This window comes from Roseomonas sp. SRI_022 (genome assembly GCF_057586215.1).
This window is the reverse complement of the sequence record NZ_JBYCZL010000005.1, coordinates 171,902-198,036: the sequence shown is the minus strand read 5'-3', so window position 1 is coordinate 198,036 and position 26,135 is coordinate 171,902. Positions and strand designations below refer to the sequence as shown.

Genomic DNA, 26,135 nt, shown 5'->3' with positions numbered 1-26,135 from the left:
ACCACCCCTATGTAGCGGCGGTCGGCAATATCGGGAGCCTGAGGAATGACCATCCGGAAGGTTCCGGTGCCGCCGCGATTGCTTGTGGACATCACACCAACGGCGCGGGTGGAGGGTGATCTGCACCTTGGCCTCGACCTCCCGCTGGCGGAGATCGCGCATCGCCTGCTGTCGCAGCCCGACCTCATGGCGGTGCCGGTCCTGGTCCGTGACGGCCGCCTGCTGGCGATTGATGCCGATGCCGCCCGCGAGTCGTTGCTGACGGCCGCCCCCCCGGAAGGCGAAACCGTGTTGCACCGGCCCCCACCGGCGGTCGCGCCGCCGACGTTGCCGGCCGTGGAAGCGCCCGCCTCACCTCCGCCCCCGGCGGGGATCCGCCTGCGCGTTACGGGTGTTCTGCGGCGAGTGGCTCGCGGGGCCATTGCCAGCCTACCGGCTTCGATCCGTGAAGATGCCCGGGCCACCCTGATTCACACGCGCCAGGTCGTGCGCATCCTCGCCTACGGCACCCCGCCACAGCCTGCCGCCCCGCCGCTCGCTTCGCCGCTGCCGGTGCCATCGCCATCGTCGCCGCCGGCCCCTCCACCGCCGCGCCGGCCCCCGCCGCCGCTGCGGGCCGGGCCGCGCCTGGAGGTCCATCCGCGGCCGGGCGACGTGCTGTGGACGGGCGGGACGGCGTCGCCCTGGACGACCATGCGTGCCATCTCCGGCATGCGCGCCGGCCACGGGCTGCGTGTCGTGGCGCTGGCGCAGGACCTGCCCTCCTTGCGCAACGACGCGGCCGCGTTGGTCGCCACCACGCTGCAGGCCGAATTGCTGCAGGGCTCCGATCTGATTCTCGCATCCTCCTCCACGGCGGCGGATACGCTGCGGGCGGCGGCCGCAGGCCTCGGCTGGCCGACCCCATCGATCCGGCTGGTCCAAGCATCGGCGCAACATAGGGAGGCCCCCTCCGACTGGCCAACCGCCCTGCCTCGCACGCACTTCGCACTCGTCACCGGAAGCGTGGCGCGCGACAGCGGGCATGCGGAACTAGTCACGTTGTGGGAGGAGTTGGCAGCGCAACAGGACTTCGCCCTGAACCTCATCATCCTCGGCGCGCCGGGCGAGCATGCTGGTGATGCGGTGAAGACCATCGAATCGTCAGCACTCTTCGATACGCGCGTCTTCTGGCTGCGGGAGGCTGCCGGACCGCTGCTGCAACAGTTGCACGCGACCTGCGACCTGCTGATCTTCCCCGGCGCCGGGGAAGCCTGGCCCGCCGCGGTGGTCGAGGCGCTGTGGCTCGGGCGGCCTGTCCTCGCCGCGCGGCGGGGCACCATCCCGCCCGAGAGCCTTGGCCTCGCCACGCTGGTGGCCCCCGACGCCCCTGAGGAGTGGCAGGCCGCCATCCTCGCTGCCGCCGCCAAGGCAGTCCGGCCGGCGTCCCCGCCACCGACCCTGCCCGGCCCGGCGGCGGTCGAGGCCGCGCTGCGCGGTCTCCTCACACAGGCCGCGGCGGCCTGAGATGCGCGTCCTTCAACTGAGTACCCACACGACGCTGGTGCCGCGCCACGGCGGCATGCTGCGCAGCCATCACATCGGCCGCGTGATCGAGCAATCGGGCTTCGAACTGCGCCGCCTCGCCTTCGCCCATCGCAGCCCGGAGCACCGCGACGACCGGCGCGAGCCGCTGATCAATGTCGGGCGCCTGCCCTTCTGGAGCAGCGATGCCTTCCGCGCCTATGGCGCCTGCGGCTGGCTCGTCTCGGACTATCTCTGCGCCGTCGCGGCGCTGGAATCGCCCGAGTTGCTTGCGGAGTTCGATGAACGTGTCACGGAAGCGGACCCGGACCTCATCCTGCTCGAGCATCCCTGGACCTGGCCGCTGCTGGCGCGGCATGAGGCGGTGCGGTCCGGCGCCCTGCCGGTCATCTACAGCAGCCAGAATGTCGAACTGACGCTGAAGCAGCAGATCCTGGACGAGAAGGGCGTGGCCCCACCCCCGGCACTACGCGACAGCCTGCTCGCAGGGATCGGCGCGCTGGAACATGGACTGGTGGCCGCGGCGGCCGGCGTCGCGGCCTGCACGGCGGCCGATGCCGCCGTCTTCGCGGAATGGGGCGCGCGGCGGGTCGTCGTGGCGCCGAATGGCGGGGTGCGGCAACCACGCGACCACCTGATCGACGTGCTGCCCGACGGGTTGGCGCCGGACCATGCCTTCGCCCTGGTCGTCGGCAGCATGCATCCCCCGAACATCTCCGGTTTCCTGGACCTCGTGGTGCCGATGCTGCCGCGGCTGGCCCCGCACCACCGTGTCGTCGTGGCGGGCGATGCCGGCATCGGCATCCTGCAGGCCATGGAGGCCCGCGGCCTGTCGCGTCTCGTGGAGAACCGGGTCATCGCGCTGGGACGGGTGGCCACGCTGACGCTCGATTGCCTGCTGGCCAATGCACAGGTCGTGCTGGTGCCGATCCTCTATGGCGGGGGATCGAACGTGAAGACGGCCGAGGCGCTGCTGTCGGGCCGGCCCGTGATCGCGAGCGGCCCCGCCATGCGCGGCTTCGATGCGTTCCGCGGCGCCGCCGGCCTGACGGTGGCCGAGGATGCGGCGGCCTTCGGTACCGCCGTGATGGAGGCGCTGGACGCGCCATTCCGTGCCAACGGCCCCGATGATGCCGCGCTGGCACCGTTGCTATGGGAATCGACCGTCGCGCCCCTGGTGGGCCTCCTGCGCGAGATCCGCACGCCGGAGAGCATCGGCAGGCCGGCGGCGTAGCGGCCGCCGGAACTTCGTCCGGATCGCGCGCCTGTCGCGACCATGTTCCCCTCGGGCCTGGCTTGAATTGAGCGACACGACGGCCTTGGATGGCCACTCATTGGCCCGACCGCGGGCGGTCGCGCCGGCGTCCAATCGGGGAGGAAGCCGTGAATCTCATTCGGCTCGGCCTGGGAGTGTTGATCATGTCCGGATTCGCCCTCCCCGGCCTCTGCCAGACGACGGCGCGCCGCGACGCCTTCTTCTGGCTTGGCGAGATCAACAAGGCGAGCGCCGTCATCAACACCGATGAAGGGCTGCTCGACCGCGCGCTGGCCCCGCGCATCGCCGCCGGCCTCCAGGCAGTCCTGGATGCAGCGGCCCGTCCCGGCGCCCAGCGCCCGACCCTGGTGATCACCTTCGAGCCGCTGCTGATCGAAGCCGCCGGCGTCGAGGCGACGCTGCTGCATGCCGGTCGGTCCAGCCAGGACATGCTGGCGACCGTCCGCTCCGCGATGCTGCGCGACGAGCTGCTTCGCCTGGCTGCGCAGCTGCGTCGCGTCACCGCCACGCTCGTGCGTCTGGCCGAGCAGCACAGCGGCACCATCGTGCCCAACTACACCAACGGCGTCGCGGCACAGCCCAACAGCTACGGGCATTACCTGCTCGGGCATGTCGCAGGCCTGGAACGCGATGCGGAGCGGATGCGCCAGGCCATGGCGCGGCTCGACCTCTCGCCCATGGGGACCACCGTGCTTAACGGCACGAGTTGGCCGCTGAATCGCGAGAGGATGGCGCGCTATCTCGGCTTCCCCGGCACGGTGGACAATGCCTACGACGCCGCGCAGATCCTGGCCGCCGAAATGCCGGTCGAAATCGGTGCGGTGATGAGCGGCATCGCCGTGCATGTCGGCGCCTTCATCGAGGACGTGATGCAGCAATACGCGCAGCCGCGCCCCTGGATCCTGCTGCGGGCGGGCGACGGCAACACCTATGTCTCGAGCGCCATGCCGCAGAAGCGGAACCCGGGCCTGCTGATCAACACACGCGCCGATGCGTCGCGCGTCATCGCGCTCGGCTTCGGGCGCCTGATTCAGGCGCACAACATCCCCCCGGGGATGAGCGACGCGAAGGGCATCGGCGACAATGTCGGCGTCATCGTCGCGACCACGCGCATGCTGGAATCCTTCGACCGCGTGCTCAACGCGCTCGTCATCAGCCCAGAGCGTGCGCTGGAGGAACTGAACCTCGACTGGACGGCGTCGCAGGAGCTGGCGGATGTGTTGATGCGCGCGCATCGGCTGCCCTTCCGCGTCGGCCACCACTTCGCCTCCGAGATCGTGAGCCACGCGCGCACGCATGACATCCGGCCGAGTGACTTTCCCTATGCCGAAGCGCAACGGATCTACGCGGAGACGCTGCGCCACGAGATGAATGTGGAGAACGGCGTGCTGCCGCTGAGCGAGGCGGCGTTCCGCGCGGCGCTCGACCCGGTCGCGATCATCCGCGACCGCGCGACGGCGGGTGGGCCGCAGCCGGCGGAGATGACGCGGATGATCGCCGCGGCACAGGCGGCGCTGGTGGCGCAGGAGAGGTGGATCCGCGAGAGGCAGGAGCGTGTGGATGGGGCGCTTGCGGCGCTGGATGCGGATTTCAGGCGGCTGCTGAACACGGCGAACTGAAGGCGGCGCGGCCGCGCGGTTCCGTTGCCATGACCTGCGCCACACCTATGCGATCCGCTGGCTCCTCGCGGGCGGAGACATCTACCGGCCGAGTCGCGACCTGGGGCACTCGGCCGTCGATGTGACGGATCAGGTCTATGGTGGCTGGATCCGCCAGGCACCGCGGCATCATGCCAGCAAAAGCCGTAGCAGCAGCGGACACAATAGCCCGAGAGCGCGTCGCCTGAGTCTGTCAGGCGGGAAATTCTGCTAATGATTTCAGGGAACTGGCGGAGGGGATGGGATTCGAACCCACGATAGGACTTGACATCCTATAACGGTTTAGCAAACCGCCGCCTTCGGCCACTCGGCCACCCCTCCGCAGGAGTGGAAAGTCTCACGGCGTTGCAGGCGCCGCTTCTACCGGCGGGGGCGCGGGCCGTCAAACCTTCCGCGCCGCCCGCCGCACCGACCTAGGACAGCGCCACCTCGAAGCCCCGCTTCGTGCCGGGTCGCGCCATCATCGTCTCGTACCAGCGCTTCACATTCGGCACGGTCGCGAGATCCACCTGGTGCCGCTCATGCCGCCAGGCCCAGCCGAGAATCGCGAAATCGGCCACGCTCGGCTCGCCGGCCGTCGCCACGAAATCACGCCCGGCCAACTGCCGGTCCAGCACGCCGTAAAGCCGCACCGTCTCCTTGTGATAACGCTTGAAGCCGTAATCCCGCGCCGGCCCCTCGGGCTGCATCAGGAAGTGATGCACCTGGCCGGGCATCGGCCCGAAGCCGCCCATCTGCCACATCAGCCATTCATAGACCGGCACCCGGTCATGCAGGGATTTCGGCAGGAACCTGCCGGTCTTCTCACCAAGATAAAGCAGGATCGCCCCGCTCTCGAACACCGTGATCGGCTTTCCGTCCGGCCCGTCCGGATCCTTGATCGCCGGGATGCGGTTGTTCGGGCTGAAGGCGAGGAATTCAGGATTGAACTGCTCGTCCTTGGAGATGTTCACGGTCTTCACCGTGTAGGGCAGCCCCATCTCCTCAAGTGCGACGCTGATCTTGCGCCCGTTCGGCGTGTTCCAGGTCCAAAGTTCGATGGCCATCAACGCATGTCCTCGTCCGTTCCTGGTCCGAGGATTCGCACGCCCCGCCCGACCCGTCCACCGCGGGGGGGGGCGCGTGGTCAGGTCGCGCGCGCCGCTGTTCCCGCCTGCCGCCAGGCCTGCAACAGCCCGTGGGCCACCGCCAGCAGCGCGGGCCCGATGAACAGCCCGAGAAAGCCGAAGGCGATCAACCCGCCAAAGACGCCAAGGATGATGAGCCCGAGTGGCATCGCGCTACCGCGCTTGATCAGCAGCGGCCGCACGATGTTGTCGCTGCCCGACACCGGCAGCACGCCCCAGACCAGCATGAAGATCGCCCAGCCTGTCTGGTCCTGGTTGAACAGCCAGACCGCCGCGCCGACCCAGGTCACGATGATCAACGGGCCGAGCACCTGGCTGATCGAAAAGATCATGGTCAGGAAGCCGAGCACCCCCGCCCCCGGCACGCCGGCGATGGCCAGGCCGATGCCCATCAGCACCGCTTGCAGGATGCCGGTGCCGACCACGCCCCAGGCGACGCCGCGCACCGCCCCACCGGCGGCATCGACGGATGCCACGCCGGTATCCCCGCCAAGCCGCCCGGCCACTTCCCGGAGTTGCTCGGCCATCCGGTCGCCGCTGATCCAGAAAGTAGTCGCGACGATCAGCGCGAGCAGCACCTGGAACAGGCTTGCCGCCGCCTGCTGGCCGATATCGACGAGCGTCCGTGCGATCTGCCCCGAATAGGGCGCGATCAGCGTGTTGAGATCCCCGCGCAGCGCGTGCAGCCGCGTCCAGCCCTGCCCCGCACGTTCACCCACGAAGGGCAGGCCGGTCACCCAGGTGGGCGGTGTTTCGGACAGGTCCGCCAGGGCATCGCGTGCCGTGGCCGTGACGCGGCTGATGCCATCCGCGAGGCCGGGCGCCATCAGCGCCGCCGGCAGCAGGATCAGCACGAGCAGCACCAACAGCATGATCGTGGCCGCGATTCCGGGCCGCACGCCACGCGCCACCATGGCCGCGCGCATCGGCCAGGTACCGATGGCGATGAAGCCGCCCAAGGCGATCGCCATGCCGAAGGGTTCCAGCACGCGGGCGACGCCGTAGATCAGCAGGGCGAGGAGGATCAGCACCGCCGCCCGTTCGGCGAGCAGCACGGTGTCCGCATAGCGTGCCTCGGATGCCGCGCGCGGCGCCTGCTGCGACTCGGTTTCCATCTCCGCCCCCCGCGGTTCGCGGGGCGGAGCCAAGCACGGCTGGGCTTGCCGGGGGAAGCGCGCCGTTCAGGCGAGCTTCTTCTTCAGCACGTCATTGACCAGGGCAGGATTCCCCTTGCCCTGCATGGCCTTCATGGTCTGGCCGACGAAGAAGCCGAACAGCTTGTCCTTGCCGGATTTGTACTCCGCGACCTTGTCGGCATTGGCGGCAAGCACGCCGTCGATCACCGCCTCGATCGCGCCGGTGTCGGTCACCTGGCGCAGGCCGCGTTCCTCGACGATCAGCCCCGGGGCGCGGCCGGTCTCGACCATCACCTCGAAGACTTCCTTGGCGAGCTTCCCCGACAGCGTGTTGTCCGCCATCAGGTCAAGCAACGCGCCGAGATCCGCCGCGGAGACCGGTGGCTCGGCGATCGAGGTCTTCGTCCGGTTGATCGCGGCGAACAGGTCGCCCATCACCCAGTTCGCCGCCTGCTTCGCATCGCGCCCCTTGGCCACCGCTTCGTAGTAGGCGGCCGTTTCCTTCTCGAGCGTCAGGACATGCGCGTCATAGGGCGTGACGCCGTAGTCAGCGACGTAGCGCGCGCGGCGCTGATCCGGCAATTCCGGCAGCGCAGCCTTCAGCGCATCCACCCAGGACTGCTCGATCACCAGCGGCGGCAGGTCGGGGTCGGGGAAGTAGCGGTAGTCATGCGCATCCTCCTTCGACCGCATGGACCGCGTGATGCCGCGACCCGTGTCGAACAGACGCGTTTCCTGATCGACCGTGCCGCCGGATTCCCAGACCTCGATCTGGCGGCGCGCTTCCGCCTCCACCGCCTGCATGACGAAGCGGATGGAGTTGACGTTCTTCACCTCGCAGCGCGTGCGATACCCCTCGCCCGCCCTGCGCACCGACACGTTCACGTCGGCGCGCATGGAACCTTCCTCCATGTTGCCGTCGCAGGTGCCGAGGTAGCGCAGGATCTGCCGCAGCTTCGTTAGATAGGCACCCGCTTCCTCGGGCGAGCGCATGTCGGGTTCCGACACGATCTCCATCAGCGCCACGCCCGACCGGTTCAGGTCGATGAAGGACTTGGTCGGGTGCTGGTCGTGCAGCGACTTGCCCGCATCCTGTTCCAAATGCAGCCGCGTTATGCCGATCGCCTTGGTCGAACCGTCCTGCAACTCGATGTCGATCTGCCCGGTGCCGATGATCGGATGCGCGAACTGGCTGATCTGATAACCCTGGGGCAGGTCGGCATAGAAGTAGTTCTTGCGGTCGAAGCGCGACCACAGATTGACCTGCGCGTTCAGCCCAAGGCCCGTGCGCACGGCCTGAGCCACGCATTCTCGGTTGATCACCGGCAGCATGCCGGGGAAACCGGCATCGATGAAGGAAACCTGGCTGTTGGGCTCGGCGCCGAATTCCGTCGCGGCGCCGCTGAACAGCTTGGCGTTGGAAACGACCTGCGCGTGGACTTCCAACCCGATGACCAGTTCCCAGGGGCCGGTCTCGCCGTCGATGGTGTAGCTCATGCCCCGGCCCTCATGCCCGGAAGGGATCTGAAATCCGCCGCGCGTTCCAGCGCCGCACCCACCGCAAACACTGTCTCCTCATCAAACGGCCGCCCCAGCACCTGCAAGCCCAGCGGAAGCCCCTGCGGATCGAGCCCCGCCGGCACCGACAGCCCTGGCAGCCCCGCGAGGTTCGCCGTCACGGTGAACACGTCGTTTAGGTACATCTGCACCGGATCGTCGCTGCCCTCGCCCTCGGCGAACGCCGCGGACGGTGTCGCGGGTGCGAGGATCGCATCCACCTTCGACCAGGCCTCGCGGAAGTCCCGCGCGATCAGCGCACGCACCTTCTGCGCCTTGAGGTAGTAGGCGTCGTAGTAGCCGGCTGACAGCACATAGGTGCCGATCATGATCCGCCGCCGCACCTCCGGTCCGAAGCCCGCGGCGCGGGTGCGCTCATACAGGTCGCGCAGGTCGGAATCCTTCTCCGCTGCCCGCAGCCCGAACCGCACCCCGTCATACCGCGCGAGGTTCGACGACGCCTCGGCCGGTGCCACGATGTAGTAGGTCGGCAGCGCGTAGCCCGCATGCGGCAGGGAGATGTCGACGATCTCCGCGCCAGCCTCGCGCAGCCACTCCAGGCCCTGGCGCCACAGCTTCTCGATCTCGGCCGGCATGCCGTCGATGTGGTATTCGCGCGGCACGCCGATCCGCAGCCCCTTCACCGACCGCCCACATGCAGCGGCGAAATCCGGCACCGGCCTGTCGGCGCTGGTCGAATCCTGCGGATCGAAACCGGCCATGGACCGCAGCAGGATGGCGCAATCCTCGACCGTGCGGGCAAACGGCCCCGCTTGGTCCAGGGATGACGCATAGGCCACGATCCCGAAGCGCGAACACCGCCCATAGGTCGGCTTGATGCCCGCGATGCCGCAGAAGGCCGCCGGCTGGCGGATCGACCCGCCGGTGTCCGTCCCCGTCGCACCCAGCACCATCCGCGCCGCAACGGCCGCCGCGGAGCCGCCCGACGACCCGCCCGGCACCAGCCGCGCATCGGGATCGTTGCGCCGGCTCCACGGGTTCAGCACGCCGCCATAAGCACTCGTCAGGTTCGACGAGCCCATGGCGAACTCATCGAGATTCGCCTTGCCCAGGAACACCGCGCCGTCGCGCTTCAGCTGCGTCGTGACCGTGCTCTCATAGGGCGGGATGAAACCCTCAAGGATCCTCGACCCGGCCGTGGTCTGCACGCCCTCGGTGCAGAACAGGTCCTTGATGGCGAGCGGGATGCCCTCCAGCGGCCCGGCCTCGCCCCGCGCGCGCTTCGCGTCGGACGCCTTCGCGGCCTCGACCGCATGCTCGGCCGTGACCGTGATCAGCGCGTTGATCTTCGGGTTCAGCGCCTCGATCGCCGCGACATGGGCGCGCGTCAGCTCCTCGGCGGAGATGATGCCTTCCTCAAGTGCCGCGACGGCACCGGCGATGGTGAAATCCGTGGGATGCATCACTCGACCACCTTCGGCACGCCGAAATACTCGCCCTCGCGATCCGGCGCATTGGCCAGGACCTTCGCCGCCTGGGCGCCGTCGGTCACGACGTCGTCGCGCAACGGCATGGCCGCGATGCCTTCCGGCGTGCCGCCGGACATCGGTTCCACGCCATCGGTGTTCACCGCCTGCAGTTGCTCGATCCAGCCGAGGATGCCGTTGAGCTCGCCCTGGACACGGGCGACCTCCTCCTCCTCCAGGCGGATGCGGGCAAGGGCGGCGACGCGCCGCACGGTGGCGGTATCGAGGGACATCAATTCTCTTCCAGGGGAACGGGGCGCGGACCATAAGCCCCGGCATGGCCATCATCAACCTGAAGGACCTCCGCGCCGCCCTGCCCCGCCACGGGCGGCTGATCGGGCTCGACCCCGGGACCAAGACGATCGGCGTCGCGCTGACGGATGTGACGCTGATGCTGGCCAGCCCCTATGGCACGCTGAAGCGGGGCAAGCTTACCGCCAACGCGGCCGAGATCGCAGCCATTGCGCGGAAGGAAGGGGCCGCGGGCCTGGTCGTCGGCCTGCCGCTGTCGATGGATGGGACCATGGGTCCGGCCGCACAGGCGGCGAAGGACTGGGCGCGGGCGGTCTCGGACGCCACCGCCCTGCCCTGCGCGCTGTTCGACGAACGGCTTTCCTCGGCCGCCGTGAACCGCATGCTGGTGGCCGAGGCCGACCTCACCCGCGCCAAGCGGGCGGAGGCGGTGGACCGCGCCGCGGCGGCCTACATGCTGCAGGCCGCACTCGATGCCTCGAAGCCGTGAGGCTTGACGCCGCCGGGCGAGGCTCCGAATGCTCCGGACCAGGAACGACCAACCCGGACCGATGACGGAACCGCGCGCGCCCGTTGAGTTCACCACCCGGCCCGCCGTCGCCGGCTGGATCTTCATGGCGATCTGGATGGGTTTCCTGGCGCTCATGACCTGGGTGCTGCATCGGGACGGCCCGCACCCCTCCCAGCCAGCCTGGCTCCAGCACGGGGCGATCGCGCTGTTCTGGCTGATCGGCCTGCCCGCGACGCTTCAGATCTTCGGGGAGCCCACGACCCGGCTGCGCATCGGCATCGATGGCGGCGTGACCATCACGCGACGCAGCCTCCTGTCGCGGGAGGAAGAACGTTACCCGCCCGGCAGCATCGCCACGATCGAGGTCCGTCAGGCGAAGGACAGCGAAGGCGACATCACCTTCCGCACCACGCTGGTCGCAACCGATGGCCGCGAAAGGCTGATCCGCGAAGGCCCCGTCGCGTCGGACCAGGAAGCCGTGGCGCAACGGGCCAGGACTGCACTCGGCCTCGCCTGAGGTCGCGCAGCTCAGAAATCCGGCCAGTCGTCCAGGCTGTCGATCTCGCGCCAGGCCCGCACGCAGGCCTTGGTGCCGTCCATCCCCTGGAAGATCGCCGCCTCCGCCCAGCGGCGCCGCAACAGGCCGAGCAACGGGCGGCCTTCCTGCAGGATCCATTTCCGCATCTCGGCCGGCACCGCCTGGGGCTCGCCGGCGTTGATCTTGCGCAGCATGGTCGAGCCGGCGAGCGAACCCTCGCCGAGATTGTAGGTCCAGGAGATCAGCGCCGCCGCCTCATGCATCCGTAGCGGCACGCGCACCCGGTTGCGCACCGACCGGACCGCGCCCGCCATGTCCCGCCGCAGCAGCGCGACGGCCTGTTCCTCGGTGATCGGCGGCGTCGCGCTGGTCACCCGCCGGCCCGTCGCATCGACGATGGACCCGTAGCCGATCGTCCAGGTGCCGCCCGGCTGCTCGCCATTGTCGTCATAGGGGATGGCCGAGAAGCCCTCGATCCGCTTGACCACCGCCATGCCTGCGTCGGGAACCGAGAAGTCCCAGCCATCATCCGCAGCCGCCGCGGGCTCGGCCGCCGTCGCGACCCGCGCCTCCGACCAGACCCAATTCAGGCAGAGCGTCCCGCCATCCTCCTCGGTGTCCCGGAAGCGGATGCCGATGCGCTCGATCTGCGCGCGTTCGGTCAGCTCGGCGCGCAGCGCCTCGAGCTGGCTGCGGGTCAGGCCGCAATGCGACCCGTTGAGCGGCAATGTCATGGCCTTCCCTCCGAAGCTCCCGTCACGGCACCAGGCCCAGCCGCCGGGCGACGGCGGCCTGCTGCGCGGCCACCTCCGGGCGTGTGTCGCGCACGAAAGAACTGGCCAGCACCCGCCCGAAGCCGAGCGCGGCGGCGATCCGCTCGACCTCCTGCTGGCGGGCGACGCGCTGCTGCGCGGTCAGCGCGGGATCGGCGATGTGGCGCTGCAACGCCGTGGCTGCCGCCGCCGAGGAGACGCCGACGCCGCGCACCAGCGCCTCACTCGCCCGCTGCGCCTCGGTCGCGGCCTGTTCCGTCAGCGCGCCGATGCCGCCGGGCAGCGTGCCGGCATAGGCATAGGCTTCGAGGTCCGTCAGCGCGACGCCGAGCGGATACTCCTCCGCCGGCCGCGCCAGGCCCTCGCGGATGCGCAGCGCGATGCGGTCGCGCCCGGCGCGCATCTGCGACTGGATCGCGAGCGCAGTGCGCTCCGCCAGAAGTTCCTGCTCGGCGAGGGCGAGCGATCCGGTGAGCCCGCCGGCGATCAGGCTCAGCACCTGCGCGGTGCCGGCGGCGAGCCCACCCGCACCTGCTGTCGTGGTCAGTCCGAGCACGCCGAGCTGAGTCAGCAGCCGCCCACCGCGCGCGGTGGCGAGGAAGCGCCGCTCGAAATCGCGGTAGCGCAGGTCGGTGGCGAGCAGCTGCGCCTGCACGATGCGGTCGCGGCAGAGCTTCGGGCCACTCTCCACGGTGCCGGAGATGCAATTCACCACCTCGGTGGGCGCGAAGATGGGCTGCAAGGCCCGGAGGTCGTCGTCGAGGTTGCGGATCGGTTCGGGCGAGCCCGAGAAGAAGGTGCAGCCGCCCAGCATCAACCCGGCCGCGGCGGCGCGCGCTGCCGGGTGCCTGGTCACAACCGGGCGGCCTGGAAGTGCATCCAGTCGAAGTCCCGCACGCGGCCGAGGCTGACCAGGCCCTGCCCCTCCACGATCCGCCAGAAGGGCTCGTATTCCGGCCGGGCGAAGGCGGCTTCCCGCTTCGACATGCGCAGGGCGTTGCGCTCCGGGTCGAGGTCGACGGCGATGCCCCAGCTGTGCATCGACATTTGCGTCCCGCCGCGCATCTTCCGGATGTTCAGGCAGCCGCCGAACAGGTCGAGGCGCAGTTCCTCGATCCGCGCCTCCCCGTATTCCGACAGCGTGTCCTGGAAGACCTTGAGGAAGGCGTCGTGCACCTTCTCATGGCAAGAGAAGCGGCTGACCCGCTGGGAGGTATCCCAGGCGAGCCGCATCTGGAACGGCAAGTGCAGCATGGTCTGGCTGGTACCGACGGGGCCGTAGAAGGCCTCGCATTCCGCTTGACGCGGCCAGCGCTTGGCCGCGGCGCCGGATGGGACAGGCCGCGCCGGCGTCACGTCGCGTTCCGGGATCGACAGTGGGCTTCCGGTCGCGTCGAGATGCTGGAAGGCCTCCCGCGCGAACATCGTCTGCGGGCCGACCAGACCGTCGATCTTGCCGGTCTCGATGCCGGCATCGCGCATGAAGCCCTGCTCGACGGCCAGCTTGCGGCGGGCGGCGGACCAGCCCTGCCAGCCATCGACCAGTTTGCCCACGACAGCCTCCTGGTCGAACCGGCGGTCGATTGCATCGAACAGGTCCTGGGATGGCGCACCGTCCAGCGCCCCGGCGAAGACCCCGACAGCCTTCAGCGCTTTCTGGAACTGGAGCAGGGTCATTTCGCCGGCCATGGGACGCTCCCTTCCTGCCCGCTGCTGCGGGGTCCGGTACGGGGCGGTCGCCATGGCGAAGTGCAGTGCGTTGGCGGAACCGCCGAACGAAGCCTTCTGGACAACCATAGCGTAGGCGGAATGTTTCCGCGAGACCGTGACGCCTGTCACGGAGTAGGCGGAACAGGGCCGGGCGCTGGCCGAATCCGGACGGGCGGCCTAAGGTCCGGCCGTGTCGCACCCGTCCAAGCACCTCCTCGCCATCGAGGGCCTCGAGCCCCCCCATATCGGGGACCTGCTCGACCTCGCCGAATCCTACGCGCTGCTGAACCGCAGCGGGAAAACCCAGCGCGACCTGCTCAAGGGCCGCACGCTGATCAACCTGTTCTTCGAGGACAGCACGCGCACGCGGACCAGCTTCGAACTGGCCGGCAAGCGGCTGGGTGCGGACGTGATCAACATGTCCGTCAGCACGTCCTCGGTGAACAAGGGCGAGACGCTGCTCGACACGGCATCAACGCTGAACGCGATGCAGTGCGACCTGCTGGTGATCCGCCACGCGCAGTCGGGCGCGCCGGCGCTGCTGTCCCAGAAGGTCGATGCCGCGGTGATCAATGCCGGGGACGGGACGCATGAGCACCCGACCCAGGCGCTGCTCGATGCGCTGACGATCCGCCGCCACAAGGGACGGCTGGAGGGGCTGATCGTCGCGATCTGCGGCGACATCGCCCATTCCCGCGTCGCGCGGTCCAACATCCACCTGCTGACGACAATGGGCAGCCGCGTGCGCATCGTCGGCCCGCCGACGCTGATCCCCGCCGATGCGGCGCGGCTCGGCGTTGAGGTCTTCACCGACATGAAGGCCGGGCTGAAGGACGCGGACGTGGTGATGATGCTGCGCCTGCAGCGCGAGCGCATGTCGGGCGGCCTGGTGCCTTCGGCGCGCGAGTTCTTCCGCTTCTACGGGCTGGATGCGGAGAAGCTGGCGGTCGCAAAGCCGGATTCCATCGTGATGCATCCGGGCCCGATGAACCGGGGCGTGGAGATCGACAGCGCCATCGCCGACCACCCGACACGTTCGGTGATCGGGGAGCAGGTAGAGATGGGGGTGGCCTGCCGCATGGCCGTGCTCGACATCCTCGCACGGCGGCTACCCCGCAACCGCTGATGCAACCGCGCCTCGCCCGGCCGGAGGAGGCCGACGCGGTGCGTGACTTGGTGCGCGGCGCCTATGCGAAATACGTCGCGCGCATCGGCCGCGAACCGGCTCCGATGACAGACGATTACGCAGCGCGCATCGCGGCCGGACAGGCCTGGGTCATCGAGCGCGATAGCCTGTTGCTCGGCGTCCTGGTTCTCGAGGATCAACCGGGTTCGCTGCTGCTCGACAACATCGCCATCGCCCAGGCCGCGCAGGGCCAGGGCATCGGCAAGGCGCTGATCGCCTTCGCCAAGGCCGAGGCACGCCGCCGCGGTCATCCCATGGTCACGCTCTACACGAACGAGATGATGGTCGAGAACCTCGCCATGTATCCGCGCCTCGGTTTCATCGAGACGCATCGCGCCGAGCAATCCGGGCACCGCCGGGTCTTCTTCGAGAAGCCGGTCTGATACCGGTCAATCGGCCGTAGCCCCGCTCGCCCGCACCAGCGGCACCCAGGTCGCGAGTTCGCGCCGTAGGAAGTCGGCGAATTCCGCCGGGCTGCCCTCCGCGATCGGCGGCAGGTCCTGTTCGATAAGCCGCTGCCGGTTGGCGGGGTCGAGCAGCGCCTCCCGCACCACCTGGTTCATCCGCGCCACGATGGGCGCCGGCGTCCCGGCGGGCGCGAACAGCCCGAACCAGGAATAGGCGCGGTAACCCGGCAGCCCCGCCTCCGCGCTGGTCGGTACATCGGGCATCAGCTGGGAGCGCGCCTGCGTCGCGACCGCAAGGCAGCGCAACCGTCCCGCCGCGTGGTGCGGCGCGATCAGCGCCGGCGTGTCGAAGCACATCGCGACCTGGCCGGCCAGCATGTCGGTCAGCATCGGCCCGCTGCCGCGATAAGGCACATGCGTCGCCTCCGCGCCGATGGCGTTGAGGAAGGCGACCGCCCCGATATGCGCGGACCCGCCCGCCCCGCCTGTGCCGTAGGCATACCGGTTGGGGTTCGCCTTCAGCAGCGCCGTCAGCCCGGCGAGGTCGTTCACGCCGAGGGACGGATGCACCGTGATGCAGATGGGCACCAGCACGGTCGGCGCCACGGCGACGAAATCGCGCTCGGGATCATAGGGCAGGCGCGCACCGTAGAGCCCCACCGCGAGCACATGGGTCGATATGGTCCCCATTAGGAACGCCGAGCCATCCGGCGCCGCCTTGGCGACCGCATCCGATCCCAGCGTGCCGCCCGCGCCGCCACGATTCTCGACCACCACCGGCTGGCCGAGAGCCTGCTGCATGCGCGGCACGAGAAGCCGCGTCGAGACATCGGTGCTGCCGCCCGGCGCGAAGGGCACGACGATGCGCACGGGCCGGTTCGGCCAAGTACCCTGCGCAAGTGCAGGCCCGGCGAACAGGGCAGCGGACAGAGCAGGCAGGCTGCGGCGGCGCATCACGTGGCCTTTCATGGTTCGCCTGGGCGTGGGGCGGATCGCGATCGGACGACATCGGCCGGCCAGGTGGCAAGGTCGGCGGCCGCATGGTCGAGGAGGTCGGGCGAAGGCAGGCCAGCGCATCCTCGCCCTGCCAGGAGGGTGCAGCAGACCGGGCGGCCGCTGCCGCTCGCCGCCGCCGCGGGGTCGATGCCCGGTTCCGCCGCGGACGAACTGGGCGCGGTGCGTCCCCAATGGGCTTCAGCCGCCCGGCAGCATCCGCCGGATCAGCCCGTTGCGCAGGACCAGCGTGTGCCGCAGCACCACGCCGAGATGCCCCATCAGCGCCATGCCCAGCAGGATGGCCGCGACGATGTGGATGCCCTTGGCGACGCCCGCCAGCAGGTCCCACCGGCCGATCGGGTTGGGCAGGGCGAAGGCCCCGGCGAATTGCACGCCGTAGCCGCCGGCCATGACATAGACGAAGCCGCTGACCGGCATGACGAACATCGCGGTGTAGAGCGCGCGCTCGGCGTGATGGACGATGCGTTGGTCCCGCGCCGTCAGCCCCGGCGCCCAGGGTGGCAACTCGCCCGCCTTGCGTGCCCAGAGCCGCACCACCGCGACCCCCAGCGCGACCAGGCCGAGCGTCTTGTGCCAGTTGTACAGCGCGTCGCGTTCGGTCGCGGCATCGTCGCCGAGGCGCGTCATGGTCAGCGCCGAGACGATCTGGAAGGCGAACAGCGCCACCACCAGCCAATGCAGCGCCTTGGTCAGGCTGCCATAGCCCTCGGCGGAGTTCAGCAGCGGCATCGGCGTCCCTCGATCGGCCCCAGGGCAGCGTTTCGCCCCTGCACTGTCAATGACGATGCGGCGCCCGGTGGCAGGACTCGGCGGCACGTCTATAACCGGGACCCATGCGCGACCTGCTGATCACCGGTGCCCGACTGCTCGACCCCGCGACCGGCCTCGACGGCCCGGGCGCCCTGCTGGTGCGGGACGGCGCCATCGCCGATCTCGGCCCCGGCCTGACGGCGCCGGACGGTGCCGAGGTGCTGGACGCCGCCGGCGCCTGCCTGGCACCGGGGCTCGTTGATCTGCGCGCCAATCTTGGCGAACCCGGCGCCGAACATCGCGAAAGCATCGCCTCCGCCGCGGCCGCGGCAGCGGCGGGCGGCATCACGACGCTCTGCGTCCTGCCGGACACCGACCCCGCGCTCGACGATCCCGCGCTGCTGTCCTTCATGGTCCGCCGGGGCGAGGCGAGTGGGTCGATCACGCTGCTGCCCTACGGCGCCGCGACGGTGGGCTGCGCGGGCAAGGAACTCGCGGAGTTCGGCCTGCTGCGCGAAGCCGGTGCGATCGCCTTCACCGATGGCGCGAAGGCGATCGGGTCGGCGCGGACCATGCGCCTCGCGCTGTCCTATGCGCGGGCCTTCGGCGCCTTCATCGTTCAGCACCCCGAGGAACCGGCGCTGGCCAATGGCGGCGCCGCGACGGAAGGCGAACTCGCCACGCGGCTCGGCCTGCCCGGCATCCCGCCGGCCGCCGAGGCGATGATGGTCGCGCGCGACATCACGCTCGCGCGCCTCACCGGGGGGCATGTGCATTTCGCGCATGTCTCCACCGGCGCGGCGCTGGAGCTGATCCGCAGCGCCAAGGCGGAAGGACTACAGGTCACGGCCGATACCGCGCCGCCCTATTTCGACCTGAACGAGACAGCGATCGGCGACTACCGGACCTACGCGAAACTGTCACCGCCGCTGCGGACCGAGGCCGACCGCCAGGCGGTGGTCGCTGCCCTGGCCGACGGGACGCTGGACGCGGTGGCGTCGGACCACCAGCCGCATGACGCCGACGACAAGCGCCTGCCCTTCGCCCAGGCGGCGGCGGGCGGGACAGGCCTTGCCACGCTGCTCGGCGTGACGCTGGCCCGCGTGCATGGCGGCGACCTGCCGATGCTGACCGCGCTCGGGCTGCTGACCTGCCGGCCTGCCGCGCTTCTTGGGCTGGCGTGCGGCGTGCTGGCCAAGGGCGCGCCGGCCGACCTCGTGCTGTTCCATCCGGATCGCGGCTGGAAGGTCGAGGCCGGGAAGTTGCCTGGCAAGGCGCAGAACTCGCCCTTCGACGGGCGCGCGCTGGAAGGGCGCGTGCTCGGGACATGGAAGGCCGGGCGGCGGGTGTTCGGGGCATGATCACCGACCCGTCCATCGCATTCGCGCTGGCGCTGGTCGGCGGCTACCTGATCGGGTCCATCCCCTTCGGCCTGCTGCTCACTCGCGCGGCAGGACTTGGGGACATTCGCGCGATCGGGTCGGGCAATATCGGCGCGACCAATGTGCTGCGGACGGGCCGCAAGGGCCTCGCCGTGGCGACGCTGCTGCTGGACGCGCTCAAGGGCGTGGCTGCGGTGCTGCTGGCGCGGTGGTTCCTTGGCGACCAGGATCTGGTCGCCGGGACGGCCGCCGTGCTCGGCCACACCATGCCGGTCTGGCTCGGCTTCAAGGGCGGCAAGGGCGGGGCGACGGGACTCGGAGTGTGCTTCGCCGCCATGTGGCCGGTCGGGCTCGCCTGCATGGTGGTGTGGCTGGTGGCGGCGGAGGTGACGAAGATGTCCTCGGCCGCCACGCTGATTGGGGTGGCGTCCGCGCCGGTGCTGGCACTGATCCTCTCGGACGCCGAGCACGCGCTGCTGGCGCTGCTGGTCGGGCTGCTGATCTTCTGGAAGCACGAAGGGAACATCCGGCGGCTGATCGCCGGGACGGAACCGAAGATCGGGCAGAAATAGGCCGCGCATACATAAGCGCGCGACGTGTTGGTTTTGGACAAATTCCACGTGGGCTGAATGGAGGGGCTTTGCCCCTCCAAACCACCCCACCAAAGGCCCGAGGCCTTTGGAAACCGTTACCTGGTGCTGGGCACGCCGGCACGCACCGCCAGCGGAGGGAGGGATTGGAGACGGATTCGATGGTCAAAGAGCAATAAGAACATATCGAGAACCAAGGCGGCGTGCAAGCGCGCGGCGCTTGCCAAAATTTGCCAAAGAGGGGACGATCCGAGCATGAGCACCATGAACGTCTCGCTGCCGGACGCGCTCAAGGCCTTCGTCGATGAACAGGTCGCGCAGCGCGGCTACGGCAGCAGCAGCGAGTATGTGCGGGAACTGATCCGGCGCGATCAGGACCGCCAGCGCCTGCACGCCCTGCTGCTCGCCGGGGCGGCCTCTCCCGCCGGACCGGTGGCTGACGCAACTTGGTTCGATGCGTTGCGCCATTCGGTCCACACCCGAACCGCGTGACCGCCAAGCCTGTCCATCCACGCGCCGCTGCGCAGCAGGATATCGAAGCCGCCGTCGCCCACTACCTCGCCAAAGCCGGCGCGGCGGTGGCACTCGCCTTCATCGACGCAATGCAGGCGGCCTTTCGACGCATCGGCGCGCATCCCGGCCTCGGCTCACCGCGTATCGGCATCGAACTGGGTATGGACGGGTTGTGCGCCTGGCCGCTCCGCCGCTTTCCCTATCTCGTCTTTTACCGGGCCGAGCGTGACCGCGTCGATGTCTGGCGCGTGCTGCATGCGAAGCGGGATGTTCCGGCATGGATCATCGGGGCGGAAACCCAGGCGCCACCGCGCTGACGCGTGCGCCGCGCCATCACATTCTACGGCAGCGGTACGGCCCTGCCCGCGTGCCGCATTCGCGTCAGCCGCAGATGGCAAAACACCACGAACCCCAGCAGCCCCGCATTGAACAGGATGACCAGGCCTCTATTGCCGCAGGCTGCTTCGCGCGACGCCCGTTCCCACTCCGACATGCCCATGAACAGCGGATCGAGGACGCCGATCCCGAGGCAGACGGTCAGCCAGTTCGACAGGGACAGGAGGATGAGCACTGTCATGACGCCCATACCGGCCAGGCTCGCCGTCCGCTCCGCGCGGAGACCGCCGGACAGGTACAGCGCTTCCCATTCTTCGCTACTGCGGACCAGCGTATCGGGCTGTTTCCAGCCCGCGGGCGGCTTGACGGCGTGGTCCGCCAGCCATCCGAAGCATTGCTGGTACCAAACGAAATGGGCGATCGGCCACAGCAGCATGAGGAGGACAAGCAAGAGCCATAGCCACAGCGGCGGTGAAAGGTCGGGCAACAGCCCGACTGTCATAATAAGGGGTGCTATAACCACCAATGAGGACATCAGCGCGCGCATCGCAATCCGCAGGCGGATGAGGCCGGTTGCCCAGAACAGGAACCTGTCCTTCATCGGGGCATCGCGCAGGAGATAGAGCAACGGCTTCTCGCCGCCGGCGATCGGTGCCTGGACCAGCCAGGTACCGTCGGCCAGCGGGACGCACAGGCTCGCGGCCCAGTCATGGGTCGGCCAATGCATAAAGCCCTCGGCGGTCAGGCTAGGCGCGGCCATGGTCCGGCTTGGTGTGGGTTGTTGCGCCATTCTGCGACGCAGTGTTCATGGCCCGGCCGCCCGCGTCCACCACCTTGCGATAGAAGACACCCCTGAACCCCGCGCCGGTACAATACATGCCCTCGGAGCCGCCTCGCCATAACCCGGCGGGGTCCGGGGTAACACTGTTACCCCGGCGGGGGTGTTGGGGGCGGCGCCCCCAACGGACCGTGCCAATACATGCCGGTCTTCAGAACCTGGCACCAGCAACCCCCGCCACCGGAATCCCCGCCGGCCCCGGCCGCCTCGCCCCCGCCACTCGCCGCAGGTCATCAAAGCGCCCGGCCTCCACGCACGCCTTCAGCAGCGTGAACTCCACCAGATCCGTCTGGGCCCGGCTGCCGCCGATGCGTTCGCTCTCGGCCAGCAGCGGTTCCAAAGTGTCGATCACCGCGGAGAAATCCCCGCGCTGAAACGCCGCGAAGGCGCGTGACGCCGCGGGGATCACGGACCCGGAGGGATATCGCCCCGCGCGCGCCATGTCCTCGATCTGCCGGATGCGAGCCTCCAGCCCTGCCCCGTCGCCGGCCACACTTTGCGCCAGCACCACATGCAGGTCGGGGAAGGCCGTGCTGGCCTGGGGGAAGGTGCCGACGGCAAAGTCGTGCAGCTCCCGCCACGCCGCTTCATCGCGCGGCGCCCCGGCGAGTTCGACGCGCCACAGGAAGGAGACAGCGTCCTGCAGCTTCTGGCGCGGCAGGCCGCTATGGCCGGCCAGCGAGAAGGCCTCGCGATACAGCCGGCAGGCACCGTCCAGGTCGCCGTCGGCCAGCGCGCCGAGCGCCTGGTGCCAGTGCAGGTGGCCGTGGAGGATGCCGCCGCGGGGATAGGTCTTCAGCCATTCGGCGAGGAAGGCGCGGGCGGCATCGGGCTCGCCGTCCTCGTAGAACAGATGCGCCTGGGAATGGGCGATCCAGCCGCTGGCCGGCTGCCGGTCAAAGGACCGAGCGATGATCGGCCGCGCAGCGTCGCGCTGGCCGTTCTCGCACAGCGCCATGGCGTAGCTGGAATCGAACCACCAATCCGCGCCGTAGTGCGGGGCGAGCGCGGTCATCAGCGCGGCGAGGCGCGCCTTTTGCCCGACCTCGCCGGAGGAACCGATCAGCCCGTTCGGGTTGGCCGTGGTGTTCAGCACGATGGCATCGCGCGGCCATTGCGCGAGATGCGCCTCGAGGGCGGCGATGGTGGTGGCGATCGGGCTCGTCATCATGGTGCGGAAGAAGTCGACCTGGCTGGCTTCGCGCGCGGTGACGCCGGGTGTGAGCGCCTCGGCCTGCGCAAGGGCGGCGCGGGCGCCGGGGATGTCGGCGAACATCAGCAGGACCTGGGCGCGGGCGGCGTGGGCCAGGGCGAAGCCGGGATCGGCGGCGACGGCTTCGTCGAAAGCGTCGAGCACGCCGGCATGCAGCATCAGCAGCATGTCGAGGCCGCGCACATAGGCATCGCGTGCGGCGACGGAGGCCGTGGACACGGGCAGGTCGTAGCGATCCGTCAGCATGGTGCTTCCTCGCGGCGTGGCGCCTGCGGAAGTTAGCGCGGCCGCGGCGCGACATGGCAACCCGAGCGGATCTGCGGATATCGCCCATGGATTGATTTTTATGATATGATTTTCGCGTGATTCTGATCCCTCGCCTCACCCTTTTCATCGTCCCCAAACCCGGCGGGGTCCGGGGTAACACTGTTACCCCGGCGGGGGTCCGGGGGCGGCGCCCCCGGTGACCCTCGCCCGTCTCCGCCTGGCCCGCACGGACGGCATCGGTCCCCTCACTTTCCGTCGACTGCTGGCCCGCCATGGCGACCCGGATACCGCGCTTGCCGCGCTGCCGGCGCTGTCGGCCAGGCGTGCCGCGCCATATGAACCGCCTTCAGAGGCCGAGGCGCGGCGGGAGACCGCCGTGCTGGCGAAGCGTGGCGGTCGCTTCGTCTTCCTGGATGACCCGCTCTACCCGCCGCTGCTGGCGCTGCTGCCGGATGCGCCGCCGGTGCTGGCGGTGCTGGGCGATGCCTCGCTGCTGGCGGCCCCGGCGGTGGCGATCGTCGGTGCGCGCAATGCGTCGTCGGCCGGGCGGCGTGTCGCGGAGGAACTGGCGGAGTCCCTTGCCGGAAAGGGGCTGAGCGTCGTCTCCGGCCTGGCGCGCGGCATCGATACCGCAGCGCATGAAGGTGCCCTGCGGTCGGGCGGGACCGTGGCGGTGCTGCCCGGCGGGATCGACGTGCCCTATCCGCCGGAGAACGCCGCACTGGTGGCGTGGATCGCCGAGCGCGGAGCCGTGGTGGCGGAAAGCCCGCTCGGCACGGCGCCGCAGAACCGACATTTCCCGAAGCGGAACCGGATCGTCGCGGGGTTGTCGCTCGGCGTGGTGGTGGTGGAGGCGGCGCACCGCTCCGGCACGCTGATCACCGCCCGTCTCGGCCTGGAACATGGGCGGGAGGTCTTCGCGGTGCCGGGTTCGCCGCTCGACCCGCGCTGCCGGGGGTCGAACGACCTGATCCGCCAGGGCGCGCATCTGGTGGAAAACGCCGATGACGTGCTGGACCACCTGCCGGGGGCGCCGCGCGCCGGACCGCTGTTCGACCCCGCGCGGATGGCCACCGCGGGGCCGGAAACCGCGGAAGACGCGGCCGACGGCCTTGGACCGCCCCCGGAAGGGGCGCAGGAAATCATTGAATTGATTGGATTGTCACCGGTATCGGTTGACGAGGTGCTTCGCCGCTGCCACCTGACCCCCCCGGAACTTCAGGCCGTGCTCACGGATCTGGAGTTGGAAGGTCTGGTAGAACTGCTGCCAGGCCATCGCGTCATGCGCAGCGCAGTTTAGGTGAATCCGACCGAAATGTCTGATGTTGTCGTGGTGGAATCGCCGGCCAAGGCCAAGACGATCGAGAAGTATCTCGGTCGTGACTTCACGGTGCTGGCGTCCTTCGGGCATGTCCGCGACCTGGAGGAGAAGGACGGCGCCGTCCTGCCGGACCAGGATTTCGCGATGGTCTGGGGCAAGGACGGGCGCGGCGAGGCGCAGGTCGGCAAGATCGCCCAGGCGCTGAAGGGGGCGAAGCGGCTGTATCTCGCCACCGACCCGGATCGGGAAGGCGAGGCGATCTCCTGGCATGTGAAGGACATGCTGGGCAGCCGCGGGGCGCTGCGCGGCAAGGACGTGCAGCGCATCACCTTCAACGAGATCACCAAGCGCGCCGTGCAGCATGCGGTGGCGCATCCGCGCGACCTCGACGTGCCGCTGATCGATGCGTATCTGGCGCGGCGGGCGCTGGACTATCTGGTGGGCTACACGCTGTCGCCGCTGCTGTGGCGCAAGCTGCCGGGGTCGCGTTCGGCGGGCCGCGTGCAGTCGGTTGCGCTGCGCCTGATCTCCGATCGTGAGGCCGAGATTGAGGCCTTCAAGGCCCGCGAATACTGGACCATCGAGGCGAAGTTCCAGACGCCGGCCGGCGCGCCCTTCACGGCGCGGATGACGCATCTGGACGGGAAGAAGCTCGACCAGTTCGACCTGAATGAGGCCGGTTCGGCGAACCGGGCGAAGGGGCTGGCGGAAGCCGCGACCTATGCCGTCGCCTCGGTCGAGAAGAAGCGGACGCGGCGCAACCCGCCGCCGCCCTTCATGACCTCGACCCTGCAGATGGAGGCGTCGCGCAAGCTCGGCATGGGCGCGCAGCAGGCGATGCGCACGGCCCAGCAGCTCTACGAGGCCGGGCACATCACCTATATGCGGACCGACGGCGTCTCCATGGCGCGGGAGGCGATCGCCGCCATCCGCGACCACGTGAAGGACGAGTTCGGCCCCGACTACCTGCCGGTCACGCCGCGCGACTACCAGACCAAGGCGAAGAACGCCCAGGAAGCGCATGAGGCGATCCGCCCGACCGATGTGAGCCGGTCCCCGGAGGTGATGGGGCGTGAGCTGGATGGCGCCCAGGCACGACTCTACGAGCTGATCTGGAAGCGTGCCGTGGCGTCGCAGATGTCCGCGGCGGAGCTGGACCAGACGGCGGTGGATATCGCCTCCGCCGATGGGAAGATCCATTTCCGTGCAACAGGTTCCGTCGTGGCCTTCGACGGCTTCCTGAAGCTGTATCGCGAGGATGAAGACGACCGCGCGGCCGATCTGCGCGCCGGCATCAAGCCCGCCGAACCGACCGAGGACGAGGACAGCCGCATCCTGCCTCCAATGGCCGAGCGTGATCCGCTCAAGCGCGGCGAGGTCACGGCCAGCCAGCACTTCACCCAGCCACCGCCGCGTTATTCCGAGGCATCGCTGGTGAAACGGTTGGAGGAACTCGGCATCGGGCGGCCTTCGACCTATGCCTCGATCCTGCAGCGGCTGCAGGACTTGAAGTACGTGACGCTCGAAAAGCGGCGCTTCGTCGCGCAGGATCTCGGGCGGATGGTCACGACCTTCCTCGTCCGTTTCTTTGAAAAATATGTGGATACGGGCTTCACCTCGGCGATGGAGGAGAAGCTCGACGAGATCTCCGCCGGCCAGGTGGATTGGCGCGCGGTGATGCGCGCCTTCTGGACCGAGTTCTCGGCCGCGGTGGAGGCGACGCGCGACCTCAAGATCCGTGACGTGATCGATGCGCTGGACGAGGACCTCGGCCCACACATCTTCCCGGCGCGGGCGGACGGGTCCGATCCGCGGCTCTGCCCGACCTGCGGCAACGGGCGGCTTGGGCTGCGGCTTGGCCGGACCGGGGCCTTCATCGGCTGCTCCAACTACCCGGAATGCCGCTACACCCGCCCCTTCGGCGTGGATGACGGTGGCGGCGAAGGCGGCGCGCCGGCGGAACAGGAACTTGGCGAGGATCCCGTGACCGGTGAGAAGGTCACGATGAAGCGCGGGCCCTATGGCTTCTATATCCAGCTCGGCGAGCCCGGGACGGATGCCAAGGGCAAGCCGATCAAGCCGAAAAGGACAAGTCTTCCCAACGGCGTATCGCCCGACAATGTGACATTGGATCAGGCGCTCGGGCTGCTGTCCCTGCCGCGCGTGGTGGGCGCCGATCCCGAGACCGGGGAGGAGATCACCGCCGGCCTCGGGCGCTTCGGCCCCTATGTCCGCTGCGGGTCGGTGTTCAAGTCGCTCGACAAGGACGACGACGTGCTGACGGTTGGGATGAACCGGGCGCTGGTGCTCCTTGCCGATGCGCGGTCGCGGGTGCGCGAACTCGGCGTCCATCCCAAGGACCGCGAGCCGGTGGTAGTGCGTAAGGGGCGGTTCGGGCCTTATGCGCAGCACGGCAAGACGGTCGCCAACCTGCCGCGTGATGTCGCGATGGAGGATATGAGCCTCGAAGACGCGATCGCGCTGCTCGAGGAGAAGGGCAAGGCGCTGAAGCCGCGCGGCGCGGCCGGGCGCAAGGCCGCCGCGCCCAAGGCGGCGAAGAAGGCCGAGGGTGCCGCGCCGGCCGCCCGCAAGGCACCCACGGCCAAGGCCCCGGTTCGCAAGGCAGCGGCCAAGCCCGCGGCGAAGAAGGCTCCGGCCAAGGCAAAGGCCAAGCCCGCCCCGCGCCCCGGCAAGACCACCCGCTGATGGTCCGGCGCGGGCCGCCGCCCAAGGGGCACAAGGCGCGCGCCCGCACGGGAAAGACCG

25 protein-coding genes and 1 tRNA gene are annotated in these 26,135 nt (G+C 69.5%); 13 read left to right on the top strand and 13 right to left on the bottom strand.

Translation table 11 applies throughout. The features are described from left to right. The first annotated feature begins 45 nt into the window (after window positions 1-45). The 3 genes from AC2YHJ_RS07070 (at window position 46) to AC2YHJ_RS07060 (ending at window position 4,419) form a co-directional block, all read left to right on the top strand. On the top strand, window positions 46-1,506 hold the full coding sequence (locus AC2YHJ_RS07070) for a glycosyltransferase (protein ID WP_487394940.1): 1,461 nt from the start codon (window positions 46-48) through the stop codon (window positions 1,504-1,506). Window position 1,507: 1 nt separating this feature from the next. Beyond that, complete coding sequence (locus AC2YHJ_RS07065) at window positions 1,508-2,758, top strand: glycosyltransferase family 4 protein (RefSeq protein WP_487394939.1); 1,251 nt, start codon at window positions 1,508-1,510, stop codon at window positions 2,756-2,758. A gap of 185 nt (window positions 2,759-2,943) precedes the next feature. Continuing rightward, window positions 2,944-4,419, top strand: a complete 1,476-nt coding sequence (locus tag AC2YHJ_RS07060) for a lyase family protein (RefSeq protein WP_487394937.1) — start codon at window positions 2,944-2,946, stop codon at window positions 4,417-4,419. 267 nt (window positions 4,420-4,686) lie between these two features. On the opposite strand, the gene AC2YHJ_RS07055 is transcribed toward AC2YHJ_RS07060, so the two are convergent. The 6 genes from AC2YHJ_RS07055 to gatC all read right to left on the bottom strand — a co-directional run bounded on the left by AC2YHJ_RS07055 (window position 4,687) and on the right by gatC (window position 9,998). Beyond that, window positions 4,687-4,779 (bottom strand) — tRNA-Ser (locus AC2YHJ_RS07055). Window positions 4,780-4,871: 92 nt separating this feature from the next. After that, window positions 4,872-5,504: a glutathione S-transferase family protein gene (locus AC2YHJ_RS07050; protein ID WP_487394935.1), complete on the bottom strand. Its 633-nt coding sequence runs from the start codon at window positions 5,502-5,504 to the stop codon at window positions 4,872-4,874. 80 nt (window positions 5,505-5,584) lie between these two features. Beyond that, window positions 5,585-6,700 carry an AI-2E family transporter gene (locus AC2YHJ_RS07045; RefSeq protein ID WP_487394934.1) on the bottom strand — a complete coding sequence of 372 codons (1,116 nt, stop codon included), beginning with the start codon at window positions 6,698-6,700 and terminating at the stop codon, window positions 5,585-5,587. Window positions 6,701-6,766: 66 nt separating this feature from the next. Then, window positions 6,767-8,218 carry an Asp-tRNA(Asn)/Glu-tRNA(Gln) amidotransferase subunit GatB gene (gene gatB / locus AC2YHJ_RS07040; RefSeq protein WP_487394932.1) on the bottom strand — a complete coding sequence of 484 codons (1,452 nt, stop codon included), beginning with the start codon at window positions 8,216-8,218 and terminating at the stop codon, window positions 6,767-6,769. Next, the gene (gene gatA / locus AC2YHJ_RS07035) at window positions 8,215-9,702 is read right to left on the bottom strand and encodes an Asp-tRNA(Asn)/Glu-tRNA(Gln) amidotransferase subunit GatA (protein WP_487394931.1); all 1,488 of its coding nucleotides are present in this window, start codon (window positions 9,700-9,702) and stop codon (window positions 8,215-8,217) included. Before gatA ends, gatB begins: the two co-directional genes overlap by 4 nt. Beyond that, the gene (gene gatC, locus AC2YHJ_RS07030; protein ID WP_487394930.1) at window positions 9,702-9,998 is read right to left on the bottom strand and encodes an Asp-tRNA(Asn)/Glu-tRNA(Gln) amidotransferase subunit GatC; all 297 of its coding nucleotides are present in this window, start codon (window positions 9,996-9,998) and stop codon (window positions 9,702-9,704) included. Before gatC ends, gatA begins: the two co-directional genes overlap by 1 nt. A gap of 44 nt (window positions 9,999-10,042) precedes the next feature. On the opposite strand from gatC, the gene ruvX reads away from it, so the two are divergent. Next, entirely contained in the window at window positions 10,043-10,507 is a 465-nt protein-coding gene (ruvX, locus tag AC2YHJ_RS07025; RefSeq protein WP_487394928.1) for a Holliday junction resolvase RuvX, read from the top strand. Between the two features lie 61 nt (window positions 10,508-10,568). Then, a complete protein-coding gene (locus AC2YHJ_RS07020; protein WP_487394927.1) occupies window positions 10,569-11,045 on the top strand; it encodes a hypothetical protein in 477 nt (158 codons plus the stop codon). An 11-nt stretch (window positions 11,046-11,056) separates the two neighbouring features. Here AC2YHJ_RS07020 and AC2YHJ_RS07015 read toward each other — a convergent pair whose 3' ends face one another. From AC2YHJ_RS07015 to AC2YHJ_RS07005, 3 genes are read right to left on the bottom strand one after another with little or no spacing between them, the layout of a single operon-like run. After that, window positions 11,057-11,800: a lysozyme gene (locus AC2YHJ_RS07015; protein ID WP_487394925.1), complete on the bottom strand. Its 744-nt coding sequence runs from the start codon at window positions 11,798-11,800 to the stop codon at window positions 11,057-11,059. A gap of 22 nt (window positions 11,801-11,822) precedes the next feature. After that, window positions 11,823-12,695 (bottom strand): hypothetical protein, encoded by an 873-nt coding sequence (locus tag AC2YHJ_RS07010; RefSeq protein ID WP_487394923.1) that lies wholly within the window; start codon window positions 12,693-12,695, stop codon window positions 11,823-11,825. Further along, on the bottom strand, window positions 12,692-13,528 hold the full coding sequence (locus AC2YHJ_RS07005; RefSeq protein ID WP_487394922.1) for a M15 family metallopeptidase: 837 nt from the start codon (window positions 13,526-13,528) through the stop codon (window positions 12,692-12,694). Before AC2YHJ_RS07005 ends, AC2YHJ_RS07010 begins: the two co-directional genes overlap by 4 nt. Before the next feature lie 211 nt (window positions 13,529-13,739). On the opposite strand from AC2YHJ_RS07005, the gene AC2YHJ_RS07000 reads away from it, so the two are divergent. Both AC2YHJ_RS07000 and AC2YHJ_RS06995 read left to right on the top strand, forming a co-directional pair. Further along, entirely contained in the window at window positions 13,740-14,675 is a 936-nt protein-coding gene (locus tag AC2YHJ_RS07000; RefSeq protein ID WP_487394920.1) for an aspartate carbamoyltransferase catalytic subunit, read from the top strand. Then, entirely contained in the window at window positions 14,675-15,118 is a 444-nt protein-coding gene (locus AC2YHJ_RS06995; protein ID WP_487394918.1) for a GNAT family N-acetyltransferase, read from the top strand. Before AC2YHJ_RS07000 ends, AC2YHJ_RS06995 begins: the two co-directional genes overlap by 1 nt. Window positions 15,119-15,124: 6 nt before the next feature. On the opposite strand, the gene AC2YHJ_RS06990 is transcribed toward AC2YHJ_RS06995, so the two are convergent. Next, a complete protein-coding gene (locus AC2YHJ_RS06990) occupies window positions 15,125-16,096 on the bottom strand; it encodes a Bug family tripartite tricarboxylate transporter substrate binding protein (protein WP_487395002.1) in 972 nt (323 codons plus the stop codon). Window positions 16,097-16,336: 240 nt separating this feature from the next. Then, the gene (locus tag AC2YHJ_RS06985) at window positions 16,337-16,888 is read right to left on the bottom strand and encodes a cytochrome b (protein WP_487394917.1); all 552 of its coding nucleotides are present in this window, start codon (window positions 16,886-16,888) and stop codon (window positions 16,337-16,339) included. 104 nt (window positions 16,889-16,992) lie between these two features. Here AC2YHJ_RS06985 and AC2YHJ_RS06980 point away from each other — a divergent pair, with 104 nt between their 5' ends. The 4 genes from AC2YHJ_RS06980 (at window position 16,993) to AC2YHJ_RS06965 (ending at window position 19,711) form a co-directional block, all read left to right on the top strand. Then, window positions 16,993-18,270 carry a dihydroorotase gene (locus tag AC2YHJ_RS06980; RefSeq protein ID WP_487394916.1) on the top strand — a complete coding sequence of 426 codons (1,278 nt, stop codon included), beginning with the start codon at window positions 16,993-16,995 and terminating at the stop codon, window positions 18,268-18,270. Beyond that, window positions 18,267-18,863 carry a glycerol-3-phosphate 1-O-acyltransferase PlsY gene (gene plsY / locus AC2YHJ_RS06975; RefSeq protein WP_487394915.1) on the top strand — a complete coding sequence of 199 codons (597 nt, stop codon included), beginning with the start codon at window positions 18,267-18,269 and terminating at the stop codon, window positions 18,861-18,863. Before AC2YHJ_RS06980 ends, plsY begins: the two co-directional genes overlap by 4 nt. A gap of 282 nt (window positions 18,864-19,145) precedes the next feature. Next, window positions 19,146-19,373, top strand: coding sequence for a type II toxin-antitoxin system ParD family antitoxin (locus AC2YHJ_RS06970; protein ID WP_487394914.1), 228 nt, complete (start codon window positions 19,146-19,148; stop codon window positions 19,371-19,373). Further along, the gene (locus AC2YHJ_RS06965) at window positions 19,370-19,711 is read left to right on the top strand and encodes a type II toxin-antitoxin system RelE/ParE family toxin (RefSeq protein WP_487394913.1); all 342 of its coding nucleotides are present in this window, start codon (window positions 19,370-19,372) and stop codon (window positions 19,709-19,711) included. The genes AC2YHJ_RS06970 and AC2YHJ_RS06965 overlap by 4 nt, the downstream gene beginning before the upstream one ends. A 23-nt stretch (window positions 19,712-19,734) precedes the next feature. On the opposite strand, the gene AC2YHJ_RS06960 is transcribed toward AC2YHJ_RS06965, so the two are convergent. Beyond that, on the bottom strand, window positions 19,735-20,490 hold the full coding sequence (locus tag AC2YHJ_RS06960) for a hypothetical protein (protein ID WP_487394911.1): 756 nt from the start codon (window positions 20,488-20,490) through the stop codon (window positions 19,735-19,737). Window positions 20,491-20,719: 229 nt separating this feature from the next. Beyond that, the gene (locus AC2YHJ_RS06955) at window positions 20,720-22,027 is read right to left on the bottom strand and encodes a tetratricopeptide repeat protein (protein WP_487394910.1); all 1,308 of its coding nucleotides are present in this window, start codon (window positions 22,025-22,027) and stop codon (window positions 20,720-20,722) included. Between the two features lie 217 nt (window positions 22,028-22,244). Here AC2YHJ_RS06955 and dprA point away from each other — a divergent pair, with 217 nt between their 5' ends. Beyond that, entirely contained in the window at window positions 22,245-23,348 is a 1,104-nt protein-coding gene (gene dprA, locus AC2YHJ_RS06950) for a DNA-processing protein DprA (RefSeq protein WP_487394909.1), read from the top strand. Window positions 23,349-23,363: 15 nt separating this feature from the next. Further along, the gene (topA, locus tag AC2YHJ_RS06945) at window positions 23,364-26,075 is read left to right on the top strand and encodes a type I DNA topoisomerase (RefSeq protein WP_487394908.1); all 2,712 of its coding nucleotides are present in this window, start codon (window positions 23,364-23,366) and stop codon (window positions 26,073-26,075) included. Window positions 26,076-26,135: the final 60 nt, after the last annotated feature.

Excerpts from the sequence above, each read along its gene's own strand:
- plsY (WP_487394915.1), top strand. The coding sequence starts at position 18,267 with ATGATCACCGACCCGTCCATCGCATTCGCGCTGGCGCTGGTCGGCGGC.
- AC2YHJ_RS07050 (WP_487394935.1), bottom strand. The coding sequence starts at position 5,504 with ATGGCCATCGAACTTTGGACCTGGAACACGCCGAACGGGCGCAAGATC.
- AC2YHJ_RS07015 (WP_487394925.1), bottom strand. The coding sequence starts at position 11,800 with ATGACATTGCCGCTCAACGGGTCGCATTGCGGCCTGACCCGCAGCCAG.
- AC2YHJ_RS06995 (WP_487394918.1), top strand. The coding sequence starts at position 14,675 with ATGCAACCGCGCCTCGCCCGGCCGGAGGAGGCCGACGCGGTGCGTGAC.
- AC2YHJ_RS06970 (WP_487394914.1), top strand. The coding sequence starts at position 19,146 with ATGAACGTCTCGCTGCCGGACGCGCTCAAGGCCTTCGTCGATGAACAG.
- gatC (WP_487394930.1), bottom strand. The coding sequence starts at position 9,998 with ATGTCCCTCGATACCGCCACCGTGCGGCGCGTCGCCGCCCTTGCCCGC.
- AC2YHJ_RS07045 (WP_487394934.1), bottom strand. The coding sequence starts at position 6,700 with ATGGAAACCGAGTCGCAGCAGGCGCCGCGCGCGGCATCCGAGGCACGC.
- gatB (WP_487394932.1), bottom strand. The coding sequence starts at position 8,218 with ATGAGCTACACCATCGACGGCGAGACCGGCCCCTGGGAACTGGTCATC.
- AC2YHJ_RS06960 (WP_487394911.1), bottom strand. The coding sequence starts at position 20,490 with ATGGCCGCGCCTAGCCTGACCGCCGAGGGCTTTATGCATTGGCCGACC.
- AC2YHJ_RS06990 (WP_487395002.1), bottom strand. The coding sequence starts at position 16,096 with ATGCGCCGCCGCAGCCTGCCTGCTCTGTCCGCTGCCCTGTTCGCCGGG.
- AC2YHJ_RS07060 (WP_487394937.1), top strand. The coding sequence starts at position 2,944 with ATGTCCGGATTCGCCCTCCCCGGCCTCTGCCAGACGACGGCGCGCCGC.
- AC2YHJ_RS06980 (WP_487394916.1), top strand. The coding sequence starts at position 16,993 with ATGCGCGACCTGCTGATCACCGGTGCCCGACTGCTCGACCCCGCGACC.
- AC2YHJ_RS07065 (WP_487394939.1), top strand. The coding sequence starts at position 1,508 with ATGCGCGTCCTTCAACTGAGTACCCACACGACGCTGGTGCCGCGCCAC.
- ruvX (WP_487394928.1), top strand. The coding sequence starts at position 10,043 with ATGGCCATCATCAACCTGAAGGACCTCCGCGCCGCCCTGCCCCGCCAC.
- AC2YHJ_RS07005 (WP_487394922.1), bottom strand. The coding sequence starts at position 13,528 with ATGGCCGGCGAAATGACCCTGCTCCAGTTCCAGAAAGCGCTGAAGGCT.
- AC2YHJ_RS06985 (WP_487394917.1), bottom strand. The coding sequence starts at position 16,888 with ATGCCGCTGCTGAACTCCGCCGAGGGCTATGGCAGCCTGACCAAGGCG.
- AC2YHJ_RS07020 (WP_487394927.1), top strand. The coding sequence starts at position 10,569 with ATGACGGAACCGCGCGCGCCCGTTGAGTTCACCACCCGGCCCGCCGTC.
- gatA (WP_487394931.1), bottom strand. The coding sequence starts at position 9,702 with ATGCATCCCACGGATTTCACCATCGCCGGTGCCGTCGCGGCACTTGAG.
- AC2YHJ_RS06955 (WP_487394910.1), bottom strand. The coding sequence starts at position 22,027 with ATGCTGACGGATCGCTACGACCTGCCCGTGTCCACGGCCTCCGTCGCC.
- topA (WP_487394908.1), top strand. The coding sequence starts at position 23,364 with ATGTCTGATGTTGTCGTGGTGGAATCGCCGGCCAAGGCCAAGACGATC.
- AC2YHJ_RS07070 (WP_487394940.1), top strand. The coding sequence starts at position 46 with ATGACCATCCGGAAGGTTCCGGTGCCGCCGCGATTGCTTGTGGACATC.